Below are 16,080 nucleotides of genomic sequence, written 5' to 3'. Positions count from 1 at the left end.
AAGAGGTAATTTGATCATCATAACCATGATATAAATACTCCATTTATAGTAGATAAAAAGTGATATATGTATTGTAGTTTTGTAGTTCAAGTGTATCAAAAAATAGACATACCCGCCGTTAATATCTTACTGATAGATGACCACTCTTTAGTCGCTGAAGGGTTTTGTTCTCTATTAGATAAAATGCTACCGGAAGGCAGTATTATTCATGCCGCAGATACACTGGAGAAAGCCGCAAATTACCTGCAGCAACAGCATTATGATTTTGTATTGACAGATCTGCTGATGCCCGGAGAACAGGTCAATGATTTCATCCGGCACATCCATAAACAGTACCCAGACCTGATTATACTGATTGTGAGTAGTGTTAAGGATACCCATACTGTAAAAGAGTGTTTTGCACTGGGCGCAAACGGGTATATCAGTAAGGGAGTGAGCAGAGATGAGATTAAAATGGCTTTAGAAAATACATATAAAGGCCGGAAATATATCAGCAGCGACCTGAGCGGCAGACTGGCGGCCAGCGTATTATTTATAGAAAACAGCACCCTTACAAAGAAAGAGCTGGAAGTATTGCGCCTTATCGCCGCAGGGCACCAGACCAGAGTCATTGCAGAAATGCTGCACATCAGCCCTGTAACTATTATGACACACAAGAGAAACCTGATGCAGAAACTCAATATTCATTCTGCCGTCGGACTGGTGAAGTATGCCTATGACCATCACCTGATATAAGCGGCCTGTAGTTTGTATTCAAATGAATTAAACATTCCCGGCAATACCACAAATCATTTTTTATGTTTCCTTCCGCCGCCACATATCGTCCTTGCCTTCGGATAGTCTGCCTCCTTTTCCTGTTCATATGCCTGCAATATCCGCTTTCCGCACAAACAAATCAGAAAGACTGGACTACTTTAGAACAACAATATAAGCAGGGCAAACTAAGCGATACCGCTTATCTGAATAAGGCAGAGGCCTTATCAGAAAGCTATTTAAAAGAACCCGATTTCCCCAAATATATGACTCTTTATCAAAAGATAGCCTGGGGTAAAAAGCAGTACCAGCCTTACCGGGTAAAGTACTATAGCATACTGGCCAACCATACATCATTTACCCACCAGGAAGGGGCATCACTTTATTATTTGCAAAAATCAGAACAGGAATTACAAAAAACAAAACCCTATTTCCCCTCACTCAATGAGCCCAGATTCCTGCTGGTTGTCTATGGTAGTAATGAACGACTAAATATAGACAAGCGCAAAGCGGTCTTTATAAATATACTTCCCTTTCTGAAACAGCTGCCACAACTGATCAGGAACCAGGATGTCCCGGTCAATACGAGCCTGAATGCCATGACCATCCTGAATAATGTATCGAGACTATATGCACGGGAACAGGACGCTTCAATGGTCAGGACTATAGTGGATATATCCGGGAAAATATATCAGCAACTCAGTTTTAAAAATATAGCGGACCAGGGCAAGCTCAAACAATGTTTGTATTTGAATTACCAGGTACGGTATACCGCAGCATTGATGCTGAAAGACATAAACCATGCCAAGAGCATATTAGACAGCAGCCGTACGCTTGTCCGGACCAGTGATGAGATCAGGCAGATATGGGCACGATCGGCAGAACGGGCGCTCATCCGCAAATACATCGATTTCTTTATCGCCCAAAAACAGCCAGACAGCAGCAGGTATTATATGCAGCTTTTGGCCCAAAAGATCAACAAAAACGATCCGGGCGACGGAACGGCACAATTGCGCTACAGTGCTACTGTCAATGCATTGGATCATCATTATGCTCAGGCATATACCGATCTCCTAGGGGCCTATGAAATAAATGATTCGGTAATCGGCCTTAAAATGGCGGATATCAATAATAATATGTACGCCCGGCTGATTGCTGAGGAGAAACAGGGTGAGATATTACAATTGAAAGCCCAGAAGCAAAAACGGAATATCATCGTTGCGATTGCCGCCCTGCTCGCAGTAAGTGCGATAATCCTCTTGTACCTGTACATGAAGCGGAAGGACAGAAATGCACGAAAAAAAATTGAAACACTGCGGCAGCTGACCCAGATAGAAATAGCGGAACTGGAAATCAGGGCAAATGCCATACAGAAAAGACTGGGCATGGAATTACATGATGATCTTGCAGGCCAGCTGGCCTCTCTGGGTTACTTTATAGAACTACAGCTCCTGGATGAACAGGATCATAAACAGCAGGAGCGCTTAGAAACCATTAATCTAAAGGTAAAAAATGCTTACCAGAATACCCGGCAGAAAAGCCATGAATGGTATACCGAAGGGGCTAAAGAAGAACAGGATTCTTTTGCGGAGAGTGTACAGAAACTGGCAAGTTATGCCTTGCCCGAACAGCAGTTCGAGAAAACAATTGACATAGATAATCCCTCTCTTCAAAAGGTATCGCATCGCATAAAAATTGAGCTGCTGCGTATTATACAGGAAGCATTTATCAATATACTGAAGCATTCCGGAGCATACAAAGTACAGCTGTTTATGTATGCAGATGAAGGTATGCTTTCTTTACAGATCAACGATAATGGTAAGGGTTTTGATGTATATGCGCTACCCCAAACCAAAAGCCTGGGACTGCAATCCTTACAGAACAGGATACAGGATATGAATGGTACAATGGCTATAGAATCTACTAAAAACGGGACTGCATTAAGTGTGGAGGTACCCTTGAGTCAGGGAAAATAATATAACACCTCCTTTACTGCTGACATACCCTTGTCTCCGGCAATAGTATCTTTGTATCAAAATACATTCATATGGACTACAGCAATATACCGGAGCATGCTACCTATTACGCCCCTAATCGTGCAGACTGGCGCCGCTGGCTGGAAACCCATCACCAGCAGGCCACATCGATCTGGCTGGTTTGCTATAAACAAAAATCAGGAACGCCCAGCCTCAGCTGGAGTGATGCTGTAGATGAGGCCCTCTGTTTCGGATGGATTGACGGCACCCGTGTATCTGCCGGAGAAGATCGTTTCATGCAGTATTTCACCCGCCGCAAACCAAGCAGCGTCTGGTCTAATATCAATAAAGATAAAGTGAGCCGGTTGATCGAAACCGGGTTAATGATGCCCGCCGGACAGACCAGTATAGACCTGGCGAAACAAAACGGCTCCTGGACCATACTGGATTCTGTAGAGGCCATGATTATTCCCGAAGATCTGCAATGCGCCCTGGACGCTACTCCCGGTGCTATCGATGCCTTCCATAAACTCAGTAAAACCGTGAAGAAAGGTATCCTATACCAGCTTATTGCCGCCAAGCGCCCTGAAACAAGACAGAAAAGGATTGCGGGGATTTTGGAGCAGGTAATGGGGAATTAATAAAAGAGAAAGAGCGTTGTACATAGATACAACGCTCTTTCTACTTCTTACTTCTTCACCCTATCCTGCTCGGTCTCCGCACCGGTAGCAGTATGTTTGCGGTCATTGTTCATTGCTTTACCAAAACGATAGCTGAAGCTAAGTATGGCCTGACGGGTATCCAGTTTATTGGTCCAGTGCGCATCGGTCAGGTAGAGGTTATTGATAATACCGTTATTGGCATTGGTATAGAAGATATCATTCACACCTAATTTCAAGGTGGCTTGTTTGCCTATAGCCTTTTGCAGGCCTGCATTTACACCACCATTACTCAGGATCACAAACTGTGCTGTGGTCACATCAGTGATATAGCGGCCACTCAGCTCTGCCGTCCAGCCTTTGCCCAGACGGGCCTGTGCCATAGGTTGGACAAACCAGTAAGTACCTTTATTGTCCAGTATGCCCGTATAGAAATTACTGCGGGAATGGATGTTACATAATTCTGTATACGCACTCAGGGTAAGCCAGGAAAGTGGCTCCAGGTTGGCATCTACAGAAATACTCTTCACTACATTGCGACCGATATTACCCGGACGGCTAAAATAGGTATTGCCAATCATCTCAATGGTTTCCTGTACTTCATTGCGCGTACGACCATAAGACATGGTTACCGTAATGCGGTTATTATAGATATAAGACAGGGCTATGCTATTGGTGAAAGAGGGCTTCAGGAAAGGGTTTCCGACATAATAGGTAAACTTATCCAATGGCGAAATAAACGGATTCATATCCTGGTAATACGGACGATTGATGCGGCGGCCGTAATTCAGATTCACCTGGTGTTTAGATGCACTATCCAGTTTATAATTCATATACAGTGTAGGAAACAGGCTCAGGTACTCTCTGCGGAAGGTGGAGTCCGGCTTCATCGCATTACCCAACTGATGTCCGTCCGATAAAGTATGCTCCATGCGCAAACCCGCCTGCACGGAGAAACGGTTGAATTCCTTATTGGTATTGATATACGCGGCATTGATATTCTCCTTGTAAATAAAGTTATTGCTCTTATCGTAATCCGGTGTAGTTACATTGTCTTTGGTATACAAGTACTCTGCCAGGTTATCGGTCTTGATGTAGCTTGATTTCAAACCTGCGCTGATCACAAATCCGCTTTTGGTCGGACGGGTATAGTCGGTCTTTACGGAATAGATATAAATATCCGAAGGCAGATTACCATTCAGCTGATCACGCTGCGATACTGCACCATCGGGCATATAAGTGGTATTGAGGAAGAGCTGATCGTTATGGGTGCGGTAGCGGATATAATCCAGGTCTGCTGTCCATTCATGACCTGCATTATCGAAGCGATGGCGGTAATTGGCATTGACGCCCACATTACGAAACTGGTCTTTTTCCGTATTCAATGCTTTGATCACAGAATCGGTCTGACGGCCGGAATTTAATAGATTACTGGTATTATCATTGACCTGTTTACCCTGGTTTAGTTGTCCGTTGAATTGTACGCCCCAGGTATTATGCTCATCCTGGTAGAAGTCTGCTCCTACTCTACCGGTATACCCATCTCCTTTACGGCGGATATAGGTATTCTGTTCAAAGAAGGAACGGGTACTTTCATCGGTATCTTTATACCGGCGGTATATATCCAGGTCATTAAAACTGTTCTGATGGCTATAACCCAGGCTGGCAAAGACATTTACCTTGTTCTTTCTCCAGTTCAGGTTCAGGCTATTATTGCTGCGGGTATACTGTCCCTGGTTCAGCCCCAGGCTTACGTTCCCGTTAAAGCCATTGGCCTTGTTCTTTTTGGTACGGATATTAATCACCCCGCCACTACCTGCCGCATCATACCGGGCTGGCGGATTGGGCATCAGCTCAATTTTTTCCAGGCTGGAAGCCGGCATAGAACGCAGGTAATCCTGTAATTGTGTGCCGGACATATACGTGGGTTTATCATCAATAAAGACCATAACACCGGGCTTACCTTTCAGACTAATGCCTCCGTTCTGATCTACCCGTACACCGGGAGACTTCTCCAGTGCATCCAGTGCGGAACTGCCTGCATTACCAATCAAAGCATCTACATTCACCACCGTACGATCTACTTTCTGTTCTACAAAGGGAGGCCTGGCCACCACACTCACTTCTTTCAGCAAACCATTGCCCTGCTTTAATTGCACAGCTGGTAATTGTATTGTAGCACCACTGACACGGAAGGTATCACTTTTATATTCTTCATAACCGACTGCACTGAGCCAGATACGGTACAGTCCGTCGGGTACGGCATCCAGCACATACTGACCGTTTTCATCGCTCATGGTCGATTTGATAACAGTTGATTCGTCCGGGCTGATCAGTGCTGCAGTAACCGCCATTAAGGCTTGTGCGGTATGGTCGGAAACCTTGCCGTTAACAGCAGATGATTGCTGCTGGGCAGCGCCATTCAGGCTTGCGGCCAGGGCAGAAGATACCAGGACCGTTTGGGTAAACAGTTTATTCATGTGATGATTTGAATTAAATTATTCGGGTAAAATGGGTTGTTTAATTTGTAGTCTCTCGTTCGTAATTGACCTGCCAGTCTCCCTCTGTACCGCTTAAGGCCACATAGTGATCCTGGTATTTTCGCGACAGATCCGCTCCTATGGTAATGCCATTCACGACCACAACATTATTACTGATCCGCACTTGTACATTCGGTGCGTTGACCGCTACTAATCCATCCTTTTCCATCTCTACCACAACAGTCTCTACAGGATTAGTATCTTTTGCTGCAGTACCGGATACGGCAGCTGTGGAAAGGGTCATATTATTGGCCACAGCTGTTTCAGCATGCGCCTCCTTGCTTGTTGTTTTTGCCGGCGGCGGCGGACAGACATCTGCTTCGGTCGCTAAACCCGGTAATGCAGGTGGGATAATATTGCTGGCTGTTGCAGCCGGTGTACCAGACGCCGGTAAAGGTTTATAAGTGTAACTATATAATGCTGTAGCAGCCAGTATGAGGGTACAAAGACACATGCTCAGGATTGCTTTTTCGGCACGATTACCCTTTCGGTTGTATCCGGAAACCAGGCGCAGCACACGATCCTTCAGCTGATGCCCTCTACCTGCAAAGGATAAGGCATAGGCTGGTGTAGCTATTGCATATTCCTCACAGGCAACCAGTGCCTGCAGGTATTGTTTCTTATTTTGCGTCAGCGCAATAGCGACATCATCACAGCAATGCTCCCTCTCTGCCCGCAGTAGCGAGGATATCCACCACACTGCAGGATTAAAGAAATATACAGTTTCAACAATATGCTGTAAAAGGTTGACCAGGTAATCTCTGCGGCGGATATGCGCGAGTTCGTGCGCCAGTATAGCCTCCAGGTCTGCAGGAGAAACCCTTGCCAGTAAACCGGCAGGCACCAGTATTAATGGTTTGAAATAACCCAGTGTCAGCGGCACTTTGGTAAGACCGGAAATGGCCAGCTGTACACCACGATGAATGCCTAATGTTTGTGCTGTTTGTTGTACATAATGTTTCCATTCGGCAGGAACAGCATCTGCTGCACTGCGGCGTAAGGATCGCATACGATTCAGGCCCAGTGCCAGTTGCAGCATACGCAGACAAATAACAGAAAGCCAGACCAGCACAATCAGACCGGCATGTGTGTTCAACCAATAAGTGAATTGGCCCACATAAGGCCAGGCCATCATACGATCAGTGAGCTGCTGCATCCATGCCGCAAAAGAAAGATCAGATCCGTGTGTAACACTTATCGATACCCGGTAATGGCTGATATCTTGTAACTGGTATATAAAGGTAAAAGTGCTGCCCAGTATAAATAAGAGCAGTGTTCCTAATAAAAGATTGTATCGCTTTGCTGGTGCGGCTTTTCGGGTAGTGCCGATGATGATTGCCGTCAGCAAAGCCAGCAACATGCCCTGCCACAGAGAATGTGCCAGGCTGTGATATACCGCTTTGATCAGGCCGGAAGGGATTGAATTCATGGTGATCTGTTTACCGGTTAAAAAATTATTGCTTAGGGTCCATTTTATCGAGCATTTTACGGATCTCTTCCAGGTCTTTAGAAGAGGTGCGTTTATTGCCCAGTAATTGCATAACGAGTTTACTGGCCGAACCTTTATACAAAGTCTCTACAAATTTGTCCAGCAAATGTGCTTTGGTATCCTGCTCGGCCTCCGCCACACTGTAAGTATGTTTCATACTACTTTCATCGCGCGTCAGGATACCTTTCTCCACCATGATCTGCATGAGCTTTAAGGTGGTGGTATAATTTACTTCCCGGCTTTCATTCAACCGGTCGTTCACAAAACGCACGGAAGCACTGCCGTGTTCCCACAGTACATTCAGTATTTCCAGCTCTGCCTTGGTTGGTTCGGAGGTGGATTTATGTTGTTGTTTTGTACGCATGAAACCAAAGGTACGAAACTTTTCGTACGAACAATATACTACTTCACAAAAAAATGTAAAAATTGTAAACTCCCCATAACATTCAGGGCGCCCGGCTATGCCGGGCGCCCTGAATGTTATGGCTTTTGCAGTGAGGCCTTCAGCTCCAGGAAGGCTTCTTCAAATTCCTGTGCATAGCGATAGCCCAGGTCATAGATCTCTTGTATTTTCTTGGAGTCAAATGTGCCGTAATGGTTAATCTCATCCGGCTGTATGTAGATATCACATTGCTTCTCCCCGATATTATACAGCCTTGAGGTTGCGATACGGATAATACGGCCGATCACTTCTTTATAACTGATATTGCCTTCCATGCGGCTAATCGGGTTCACATTTATCCCGATCACTTTATTACAGGAAGCCCGCATCTGTTCTACGGGGAAATTATTCATAATACCTCCGTCACAGAGATACACATCTTCTTTATATTTTACGGGTTGAAAGATCAGCGGAAAGGAACAGGAACATTTAATGGCAAAGGATAATGATCCCTGGTTGAACATAAGTGATGCTGCATTGGTCAGATCGGTAACGGATACATAAAGGGGTATTTTTAATCCTTCGAAACTATCGTGGGGAATATACTTCTTGACGATACGCTCAAATACAATGGTATTAAACAAACCACTGCGCCTGGCAGACAGGAGATCGGAATAGCTGAAGAATTTTTCATCCTTACAGAACTGTAATATCTCCAGTGGTTTGTACCCTTCAGCAATCAATGCACCTATAAGCGCACCGGCACTGGTTCCGGACAGTTCATTCGCTGAAATACCCAGCTCTGAAAGGAATTGCAGTACTCCCAGATGGGCTACCCCTCTGAATCCGCCACCGGATAAAGTAATACCTAATCTATGGTTCACGATCATATTGCTAACATACGCATTTTGCCGTAAAAATCCCACATCTGTCCATTAAAGTGCTGTTATCAAAACCAGTCTGCAGGGCATAAAAAACCCGGCCAAAGGGATGACCGGGTTGGTGTGTGTTTTCTGTTTTTGGGTATGTTGAAAATGCTTTTACAGAGTATTGCCGGAAGTTTTATGCAATGAGTATTAAGACCTGCTGCACATCCGGACTACAAAAGAATAAGCCGATCCCTGCATTTCCAAGCCTTTACATTCATTTGAGGCTGAAGTAACACATTATTGAGCCTGAACCTGCTTTCATCGCTTACCGGAACATTTGGGACACAGACCGGATACGGTAAAGTTCATGCTATGTACTACATACTGTCTCGGTAACTTAAACTCGGGCTCTACCTGGTTCAGGCAGGTTACAGATTGACACTCTTCACAACGGAAGTGAATATGGTTATGCAAATGACGACCACTACAATCGTGACAGGCCGCATAGGTAATATTACCATCTACATCTGCGATCTTATGGATCAGGTGCTCCTCCAGCAAACGGTCCAGCACCCTGTAGATCGTAACACGGTTACACAAATCGCCTAGAGATGCCTGCAAATCTGCATGGGACAAGGCTTCTCCCGCTTCCCTAATCAGGTTCAGTATCTCTGTACGCGCTATAGTATTTCTTGAGTTGCTCATTTTAACACAAATTTTATTAATGCAACTTAGTTGCAATTAATAATGAAGCTTTATTTTTGCAACTAAGTTGCATTAGCAAAGATACTGCAGCAATCGTTAATCCTCCATTAAAAATCTGAATTATGATACAAGAAATAAATACACAGCAACCCTCTACCGAAATCCTCTATGATGCAGTCGTTATCGGCGGCAGCTATGCAGGTTTATCGGCTGCAATGGCCCTTGGCAGGGCATTGCGTAAGGTACTGATCATTGACAGCGGCATGCCCTGTAATCGTCAGACACCGCACTCGCATAACTTCCTGACCCGTGACGGAAGTACACCTGCAGAACTGTCTGCCATAGCACTGGAGCAGGTGCTCGCCTACCCGACCATTAGTCTTTGCAAAGACATCGCCATTAATAGTGTAAATGATGCAAGCCTCTTTACCACAACAACAGCTTCAGGAGACCTGTACAAAAGCCACAGACTGGTGCTGGCAACGGGTATTAAGGATATGATGCCGGAGATACCAGGTATCGCCGAATGCTGGGGCATCTCTGTTATTCACTGCCCGTACTGTCACGGATATGAATACCATAGCCAGCCTACAGCTATACTGGCAAACGGGAAAATGGCTTTTGAATTTGCCATGCTGCTGTACAACTGGAGCAAAGAATTATACCTGCTGACCAATGGTCCGGTTACCATGACTGAAGAGCAGATCAGCCAGCTGCGAAAGTTGTCTATACATATTATAGAGCAGCCACTGGCCTCGATCAGGCATAAGGAAGGCAAACTGGAGGAGATTATTTTTGATGATGACACCAAACTTGCATTACCGGCTATGTATGCACGCCTGCCTTTTGTCCAGCATAGTACCATTGCCGCAAACCTGGGCTGTGCTCTTACAGAACAAGGTCATATTGTTATTGATATGGTGCAGCAGACTTCTATAGCAGGAGTCTATGCCTGCGGGGATAACAGTTCTGGCATGCGCTCTGTTGCACAAGCAGTATACAGCGGATCTATGGCGGGTGCAGCACTTAACAGGGAACTGAATGAAGCATTACTAAAACAGCGACTGGTATAGGTTTTGTGCGCATAGGGGTGAAACCCCGGTAAAAATACGGGTAAAACACCCTCTGGTATCCGGATATGCGATCCTACCTTTGCATGGGACAAAAAAGAATAATAGCACACGGACTAAACCCTATCACACACCGTTTTCATTTACTTCAAAATAATTAAAACCTAAACCTCAGACTGTCCCTATATCGTAACCGTTATTGCGGTATGCGGACAGCAACAGGCTTATACCTATTTGGTATAAGCCTGTTCTTTTCTACGTTCCATGATTCGCTCAGGAGTCTCTGTGACTTTAAAGCCAAATTGCTGATAAAGGCCATGGGCATCAAGTGTAGCCAGCATGATTCTTCTCAAACCAGCCATCCAGTCCAGGTCCATGATGTATTGCATCATTTCTTTAGAAAGCCCTTTACCTCTGTGTGCAGGCAGAATATAGACATCTGCCAGGTAGCCAAATGTGCTGTAATCCGTTACCAGCCGGGCAAACCCGATCTGCCTCCCCCCGGTAAAGACACCGATACAAAATGAATGCTGCAAAGATCGCTGTACCGTTTCAAAAGGTATACCTTTTGCCCAATAGCTCTCTTGTGATAAGTAGTGGTGTATGGCCGCAATATCCATAGCCTCATAGCCGGTATGTATACTGTATTCTTTATCCATATAGTCTTTTTTTATAGAAACGACGGAGTTAATCTATTCAGTATCTATTTCTAATCTTAAAACAATCTAAAATAAAATATACTATTTTTGTTATGTATTTTTTAATTATAATCAATACTTTATATCAAAATAAATTATCAAACCAACTAAATTAAAGGCAAAAAACCCCTTATACAGGTTGAGAATAACCTGTATAAGGGGTGCTATATCTTTGATTAAGAAAAGAGGAATTACTTTTGACTCTCCGCTTCTTTGTAAATCAGCTCCATCATTTTGGACAGTGCTGTTTTAATCGCCTTTCTGCCTTTAGGAGCATTCAGGTCAATCTCACAGAACGTACTCCCGTTTGATAAAGCATGAAGAATAAGATAGTATATACCTGCGATCTGTACAGCCATCATGGCTCTCAGGTTAATATCTGTCTTAGCAAAGTTTGCATCGGTAAGTTTAAATAAATGCTTGCCTAACTCTTCACGGTTATCTGCCAGCTCTCTTAATCTTGGTTGAAATTCACTGATTTCCCAATTGAGGATTTTTTGCAAATCAGCAGACTGAAATACCTCATCAAACATGGTATGTAAGATGGCAGTAATTTCATTCTGACCGAAGTTGTCGGCGGCTTCCATAATCGCCTGCGTCTTCGGACTGATCTGGCTCATCCAGTAATCCTTTTCATTCAGATAAGTCTCAATTAACTGATCTACTCCTCCGAAATACAGATAGATTAACCTTCTGTCTACTCCAGCAGTCTCAATGATGTTGCGAATAGTTAAACCGGTGTAGCCCTTCGTACGCAAGACCTCTCCTACTGCATCAAGCAGTTTTCTCTTAGTACGAGCTTTGTTACGAATAGCGCCATCCGTTACTTTACGCGCTTTTGTAACTTTCTCCTGGGATTCCTTATTCATTGTTTTCATTACTTCTAAATTATCGTATTATTACTATTAATACCCTTTCAATTTGCAAGTTCCAACTTTTTATTTATAAATTCAAATGCTTCAAGGGCTTTACCTAATTGTTCACAATTATGTGTAGCCATTAAACTCATTCGTATACGGGCATCCTTCTTAGACACGGCAGGATAAAGTATAGGATTGGCATATATTCCAAACTCCAGAAGCATCTTTCCCACCTGCCCTGTTTTATGCGGATCGCCTATTTTTACCGGGATAATGGCTGAGCAGGTATTACCCACATCCAATCCCATATCAGTCAGTCCTTTTTTAAAATATTCAATGTTCTCTCTCAGTCGATGACGCCATATAGGCTCCTCATCAAATAGTTCCAGTGCCTTTACTACACCACTTATAGCCGGTGTCGCTGCCGCAGAGAATGCATATTGCCGCGACTGATACTGCAGGAAGGCGATCATTTCCGGAGAAGAGATCACAAATCCACCAATATTACCAAAAGACTTACTCAGTGTTCCGGTAATGATATCTATCTCCTGCAGGAGGTCCAGATGTTCCAGCACTCCTCTTCCGTTTGCTCCGATTACACCGATACCATGTGCATCATCCAGCATCAGCAAAGCACCATATTGTCTGCATAGCTGCAGGATCTCCCGCACATGTGCCATATCCCCGTCCTGCGAATATATACCGTCAATGATTACCAGTTTATTCCGATATTTGAACTGTGCATCTTTCAATGCCATCTCCAGCATCTCCAGGTTATTATGCAGAAAGCGCTTGGTATTGGTCAGCAAACACCCCTCATACACACTGGCATGCACTGCCATATCCATAATCGCAATATCCTCTTTCTGCAAGAGCGCCTGTAAAGTGGCACTATTAGCAGTATAGCCAGTGGTAAATACAAGAGAGCAGCCTTCCGGACGACCAAAGAAATGACATAGCTTTCGCTCCAGTTCTTCATGATAATCATAATGACCACCGATAAGCGGAGAAGATCCGGCGCCCGTTCCATATTGCTGAATACTATCGATAGCAGCCTTCTTTACGGCCGGGTGTTGCGAAAAGCCAAGGTAATCGTTGCTCACAAGATTGAGCAATTCCTTTTCTTTTCCATCAGGTCCAATATGCCTTACCATTGGCCCCGACATATCATAATTGATCTTCCTGTAATGATGCCTGTTGTTTTCTTTCAAGTATAAAAGAAAGGCATTAAGCTCTTTAGCCCGCTCAAATATTCCCATACCCGGAATATTCTCAAAGTCCTTAAAGGACGCGTTTTCGAATGTACTTTTCACGTTCATACCCCAAAATTTATTAGTGTATGATAAAAGTAATCCTTTTATTGTGATATAATTAACCTAATTGCAAGATAAGTTTCACATTTATACGCATAATTGTTAACCCAAGTATATAAATATTTGAATCTAAATCATTAATGCTCCCGGCCTGGGAGCATTAATGACAATTAATAATTTCAATACTTATTTATGAATTAATTTTCCTCCTGGTCTCCATTGGCAACTTTAGTACCTACGGTCTTAAGCCTGTTTTTGATACGGCTGAGTGAAGGATTCTCAATACCAAGGAAGGAAGCAATATGATATTGCGGAATCAGGTCCGGCAAATCAGGGAAATTCTCCAGGAATTGCTTGTACCGATCTTCTGCATTCAGGAAAACCAGGTTTTCCATGCGGTTCAGTAATTTATAAAACGCATCCTCCGCAATCGCACGTCCTACTCTTTCCCATCCTTTTGATTTACTGTAGAGTGACTCCAGGTCATTGATGTGGATGCTCACAATATAAGAAGGCACCAGCGCCTGTACATAATAGATACAGGGTATGCGTTGCACCATACTGCGGAAAGCGGTTACGAATTCGTTTGGAGTATAGATAAATACAGTATTTTCTTTAAGGTTGTCATCAATATAGTATGTACGGAAAATTCCGGATACTATAAAGCCCAAGTGTTGACAAACATTTCCGTACTGGTTAAAATATTCTCCTTTTTTATAAGAGAACTTCTTCCAGTAGGGTAAAGAAAGTGCTACATCTTCTTTGCTCAGTTTTAAATGATTTTCTAAGTAGTTGGCTAAGGCCACAAACTCTAGTTCCATACACAAGTTGATATTATTTGCAAAATTACAATCACACCTCCAAACCAAAAAAACAATCTTTAGCCAGTAAATTTTACCCTTTTATTTACCTGAAAGGGTGTGAAAATTTGACTAAGATAACAAAAACTTTTAAGTTAACGGCATCGTTTATAATGATATAGAAATAATAGCCCTTGTATAAAATCATAAAGCCCCTAAAAAGGGGCTTTCTTTACAGATTTAAATATGAGCTGTATGAAGAGTACAAATTTATGGGAATTAAGTTTCATCATTCAAAGTCAGGCTACACTTGCTTTTCAGCTACCTCTTTAACTTAATTCTACAACAAAGATAAATAACTGTTTCAACAATTTATTTAACTTAGGTTAACAGATTGAAAAAAAATTATTTTTTTCTTTCTTTTCTGCTAAATGCGGCTGAAACATTCCGATTCCATGATAATCTTCTTTATGTCAGCGATCAGGAAAGATACTGCATTGATATATTCATCATATTCGAACGGACGTTGAACCTCGTCTAATTGCATGACATCGTTCAGGCAATTAAGACCAAATATACGGGCAATTATCTGTCCGTTAAATACTTTTTGCGCCTGATTTTCGTTTTTATCTAAAATGGAAAGATCAAAATTGGCATGTTTCAATCCGAAACGGGTCTTATCATAAGTAGCCAGGAAACGGGATACCGGAATACCTTCACTTAGCTTCAGGCAATACTCCGTAATCTGCTGGTACAGTAAATCGTTGGTTCCGTCGAAGACAGTATACACCCTGCTGTCCAGGAGCGCATATGCTGCACTGTTATTCGGAGCATTATAACGATAACCATCTCCACCGCATATCTGCTGATAGTTCAAGGCTCCTTCCAGCATCTTATCTGTAGATAGTGCTTTGATCGCCTGCGCCTCGAAAAAATTCTCCGTAAGTACATTACGGAAATCATTATAACGGCTTACAAATGAAAGTAAAGCCTGTGATATTGTTTTACCGGATCCGATCAGCTTCAAACGATATTGTACATAAGCGATATCCTGCAGCGCACCGTTACCGATTTTACGCTGTGCCGCTCTTTCTGTGGCTTCCTCATATATACGGCCAATAAAGCCGCTGGACATAGCGCACATACTAAGGCGTGAAGCACAGAGCATATCTATTGCTCCGTCAAGGCGTTCTGCAGATACATTCAGACGGCGATAAGCCGGTACATATGCATCGATCTCATTACGACCATAATCAATCGCTTTAAGTCCTAATGCATTATATTCTTCAACATTTCTGAATCCCTCGCTGCGCTTGACGATAAAATAACCGAATTCGTTATTATTCTCTGCATTTTTAGCGGCAATCAGCCACCAGTCTGCACTGAGACTGAATGCCTGCCAGTGTTTCTGACCGGTAATATGATACCTGCCGTCTGCCTCCTGGCGATATACCGTACACATACGGGACAGGTTAGAGCCGCAGTGTGGCTCTGTAAGTGCAAAGCCGCCAACTAATGCCTCGGTACTGAATAAAGGTAATACTTCGTCTTTAAGCTCCTGAGATCCGTATTTAGCAACATTCCTGATGAACAGTAATGTTATAATCATTGTATACATGCTTAATGGCAGATTATATTTTGCCATTATTTCAATCAATGCGCAGATCTCTTCGTGACTGTCTCTTCCTCCATATTCAACCGGGATCATAGAAAGCAGCAAACCATTGTCCGTCAGCCTTTTCCAGTCTTCACGTGGAAATGCTTCATTCGGAAATGTATTAGACCTATAATGCGTTTGCATTATAGATTCTATCGTGTGAAGAAAGGTAACCGTTTCTTGAGTATGATGCTTATCTATAGTAACCGATGAAGAGCCCATATAATTTTCAAATTATACTACTTAATTATTATCGTAAAAATATACCGTGTTTCGTTGAATTCCGTTAACCTAGGTTAACAAAATACT

General features: G+C 43.3%; 14 protein-coding genes. 4 read left to right on the top strand and 10 right to left on the bottom strand.

Features of this window, described 5'->3' with window-relative positions; all coding sequences use genetic code 11:
• Positions 1 to 66: 66 nt before the first annotated feature.
• The 3 genes from FTD44_RS10500 (at position 67) to FTD44_RS10490 (ending at position 3,370) form a co-directional block, all read left to right on the top strand.
• The gene (locus tag FTD44_RS10500) at positions 67 to 735 is read left to right on the top strand and encodes a response regulator (RefSeq protein WP_222166402.1); all 669 of its coding nucleotides are present in this window, start codon (positions 67 to 69) and stop codon (positions 733 to 735) included.
• Positions 736 to 797: 62 nt separating this feature from the next.
• Positions 798 to 2,729 (top strand): sensor histidine kinase, encoded by a 1,932-nt coding sequence (locus tag FTD44_RS10495; RefSeq protein ID WP_222166401.1) that lies wholly within the window; start codon positions 798 to 800, stop codon positions 2,727 to 2,729.
• A gap of 71 nt (positions 2,730 to 2,800) precedes the next feature.
• Positions 2,801 to 3,370, top strand: coding sequence for a YdeI/OmpD-associated family protein (locus FTD44_RS10490; RefSeq protein WP_222166400.1), 570 nt, complete (start codon positions 2,801 to 2,803; stop codon positions 3,368 to 3,370).
• A 47-nt stretch (positions 3,371 to 3,417) separates the two neighbouring features.
• On the opposite strand, the gene FTD44_RS10485 is transcribed toward FTD44_RS10490, so the two are convergent.
• The 5 genes from FTD44_RS10485 to FTD44_RS10465 form a co-directional block, all read right to left on the bottom strand.
• Positions 3,418 to 5,868, bottom strand: coding sequence for an outer membrane beta-barrel protein (locus tag FTD44_RS10485; protein WP_222166399.1), 2,451 nt, complete (start codon positions 5,866 to 5,868; stop codon positions 3,418 to 3,420).
• A 40-nt stretch (positions 5,869 to 5,908) separates the two neighbouring features.
• Positions 5,909 to 7,357 (bottom strand): M56 family metallopeptidase, encoded by a 1,449-nt coding sequence (locus FTD44_RS10480; RefSeq protein ID WP_222166398.1) that lies wholly within the window; start codon positions 7,355 to 7,357, stop codon positions 5,909 to 5,911.
• A gap of 25 nt (positions 7,358 to 7,382) precedes the next feature.
• A complete protein-coding gene (locus FTD44_RS10475; protein ID WP_129021500.1) occupies positions 7,383 to 7,781 on the bottom strand; it encodes a BlaI/MecI/CopY family transcriptional regulator in 399 nt (132 codons plus the stop codon).
• A gap of 116 nt (positions 7,782 to 7,897) precedes the next feature.
• Positions 7,898 to 8,689, bottom strand: a complete 792-nt coding sequence (locus FTD44_RS10470; RefSeq protein WP_222166397.1) for a patatin-like phospholipase family protein — start codon at positions 8,687 to 8,689, stop codon at positions 7,898 to 7,900.
• Between the two features lie 297 nt (positions 8,690 to 8,986).
• Entirely contained in the window at positions 8,987 to 9,373 is a 387-nt protein-coding gene (locus tag FTD44_RS10465) for a Fur family transcriptional regulator (protein WP_222166396.1), read from the bottom strand.
• Positions 9,374 to 9,495: 122 nt separating this feature from the next.
• Here FTD44_RS10465 and FTD44_RS10460 point away from each other — a divergent pair, with 122 nt between their 5' ends.
• Positions 9,496 to 10,446 carry an NAD(P)/FAD-dependent oxidoreductase gene (locus FTD44_RS10460; protein ID WP_222166395.1) on the top strand — a complete coding sequence of 317 codons (951 nt, stop codon included), beginning with the start codon at positions 9,496 to 9,498 and terminating at the stop codon, positions 10,444 to 10,446.
• Positions 10,447 to 10,673: 227 nt separating this feature from the next.
• On the opposite strand, the gene FTD44_RS10455 is transcribed toward FTD44_RS10460, so the two are convergent.
• From FTD44_RS10455 to FTD44_RS10435, 5 genes are all read right to left on the bottom strand, one after another.
• Positions 10,674 to 11,102 (bottom strand): GNAT family N-acetyltransferase, encoded by a 429-nt coding sequence (locus FTD44_RS10455; RefSeq protein ID WP_222166394.1) that lies wholly within the window; start codon positions 11,100 to 11,102, stop codon positions 10,674 to 10,676.
• Positions 11,103 to 11,332: 230 nt separating this feature from the next.
• Complete coding sequence (locus FTD44_RS10450; RefSeq protein WP_129021505.1) at positions 11,333 to 12,019, bottom strand: TetR/AcrR family transcriptional regulator; 687 nt, start codon at positions 12,017 to 12,019, stop codon at positions 11,333 to 11,335.
• Positions 12,020 to 12,057: 38 nt separating this feature from the next.
• Positions 12,058 to 13,320, bottom strand: a complete 1,263-nt coding sequence (locus FTD44_RS10445; protein WP_129021506.1) for an aminotransferase class I/II-fold pyridoxal phosphate-dependent enzyme — start codon at positions 13,318 to 13,320, stop codon at positions 12,058 to 12,060.
• A gap of 191 nt (positions 13,321 to 13,511) precedes the next feature.
• Entirely contained in the window at positions 13,512 to 14,135 is a 624-nt protein-coding gene (locus FTD44_RS10440; protein WP_129021507.1) for a Crp/Fnr family transcriptional regulator, read from the bottom strand.
• A 406-nt stretch (positions 14,136 to 14,541) separates the two neighbouring features.
• Positions 14,542 to 15,993, bottom strand: a complete 1,452-nt coding sequence (locus FTD44_RS10435; RefSeq protein WP_222166393.1) for an acyl-CoA dehydrogenase family protein — start codon at positions 15,991 to 15,993, stop codon at positions 14,542 to 14,544.
• Positions 15,994 to 16,080 lie beyond the last annotated feature (87 nt).

Source organism: Edaphocola aurantiacus, assembly GCF_019797745.1.
GTDB classification, from domain to species: domain Bacteria; phylum Bacteroidota; class Bacteroidia; order Chitinophagales; family Chitinophagaceae; genus Edaphocola; species Edaphocola aurantiacus.
Note: the sequence above shows the minus strand (reverse complement) of the source record. Positions and strands in the feature narration are given on the sequence as shown.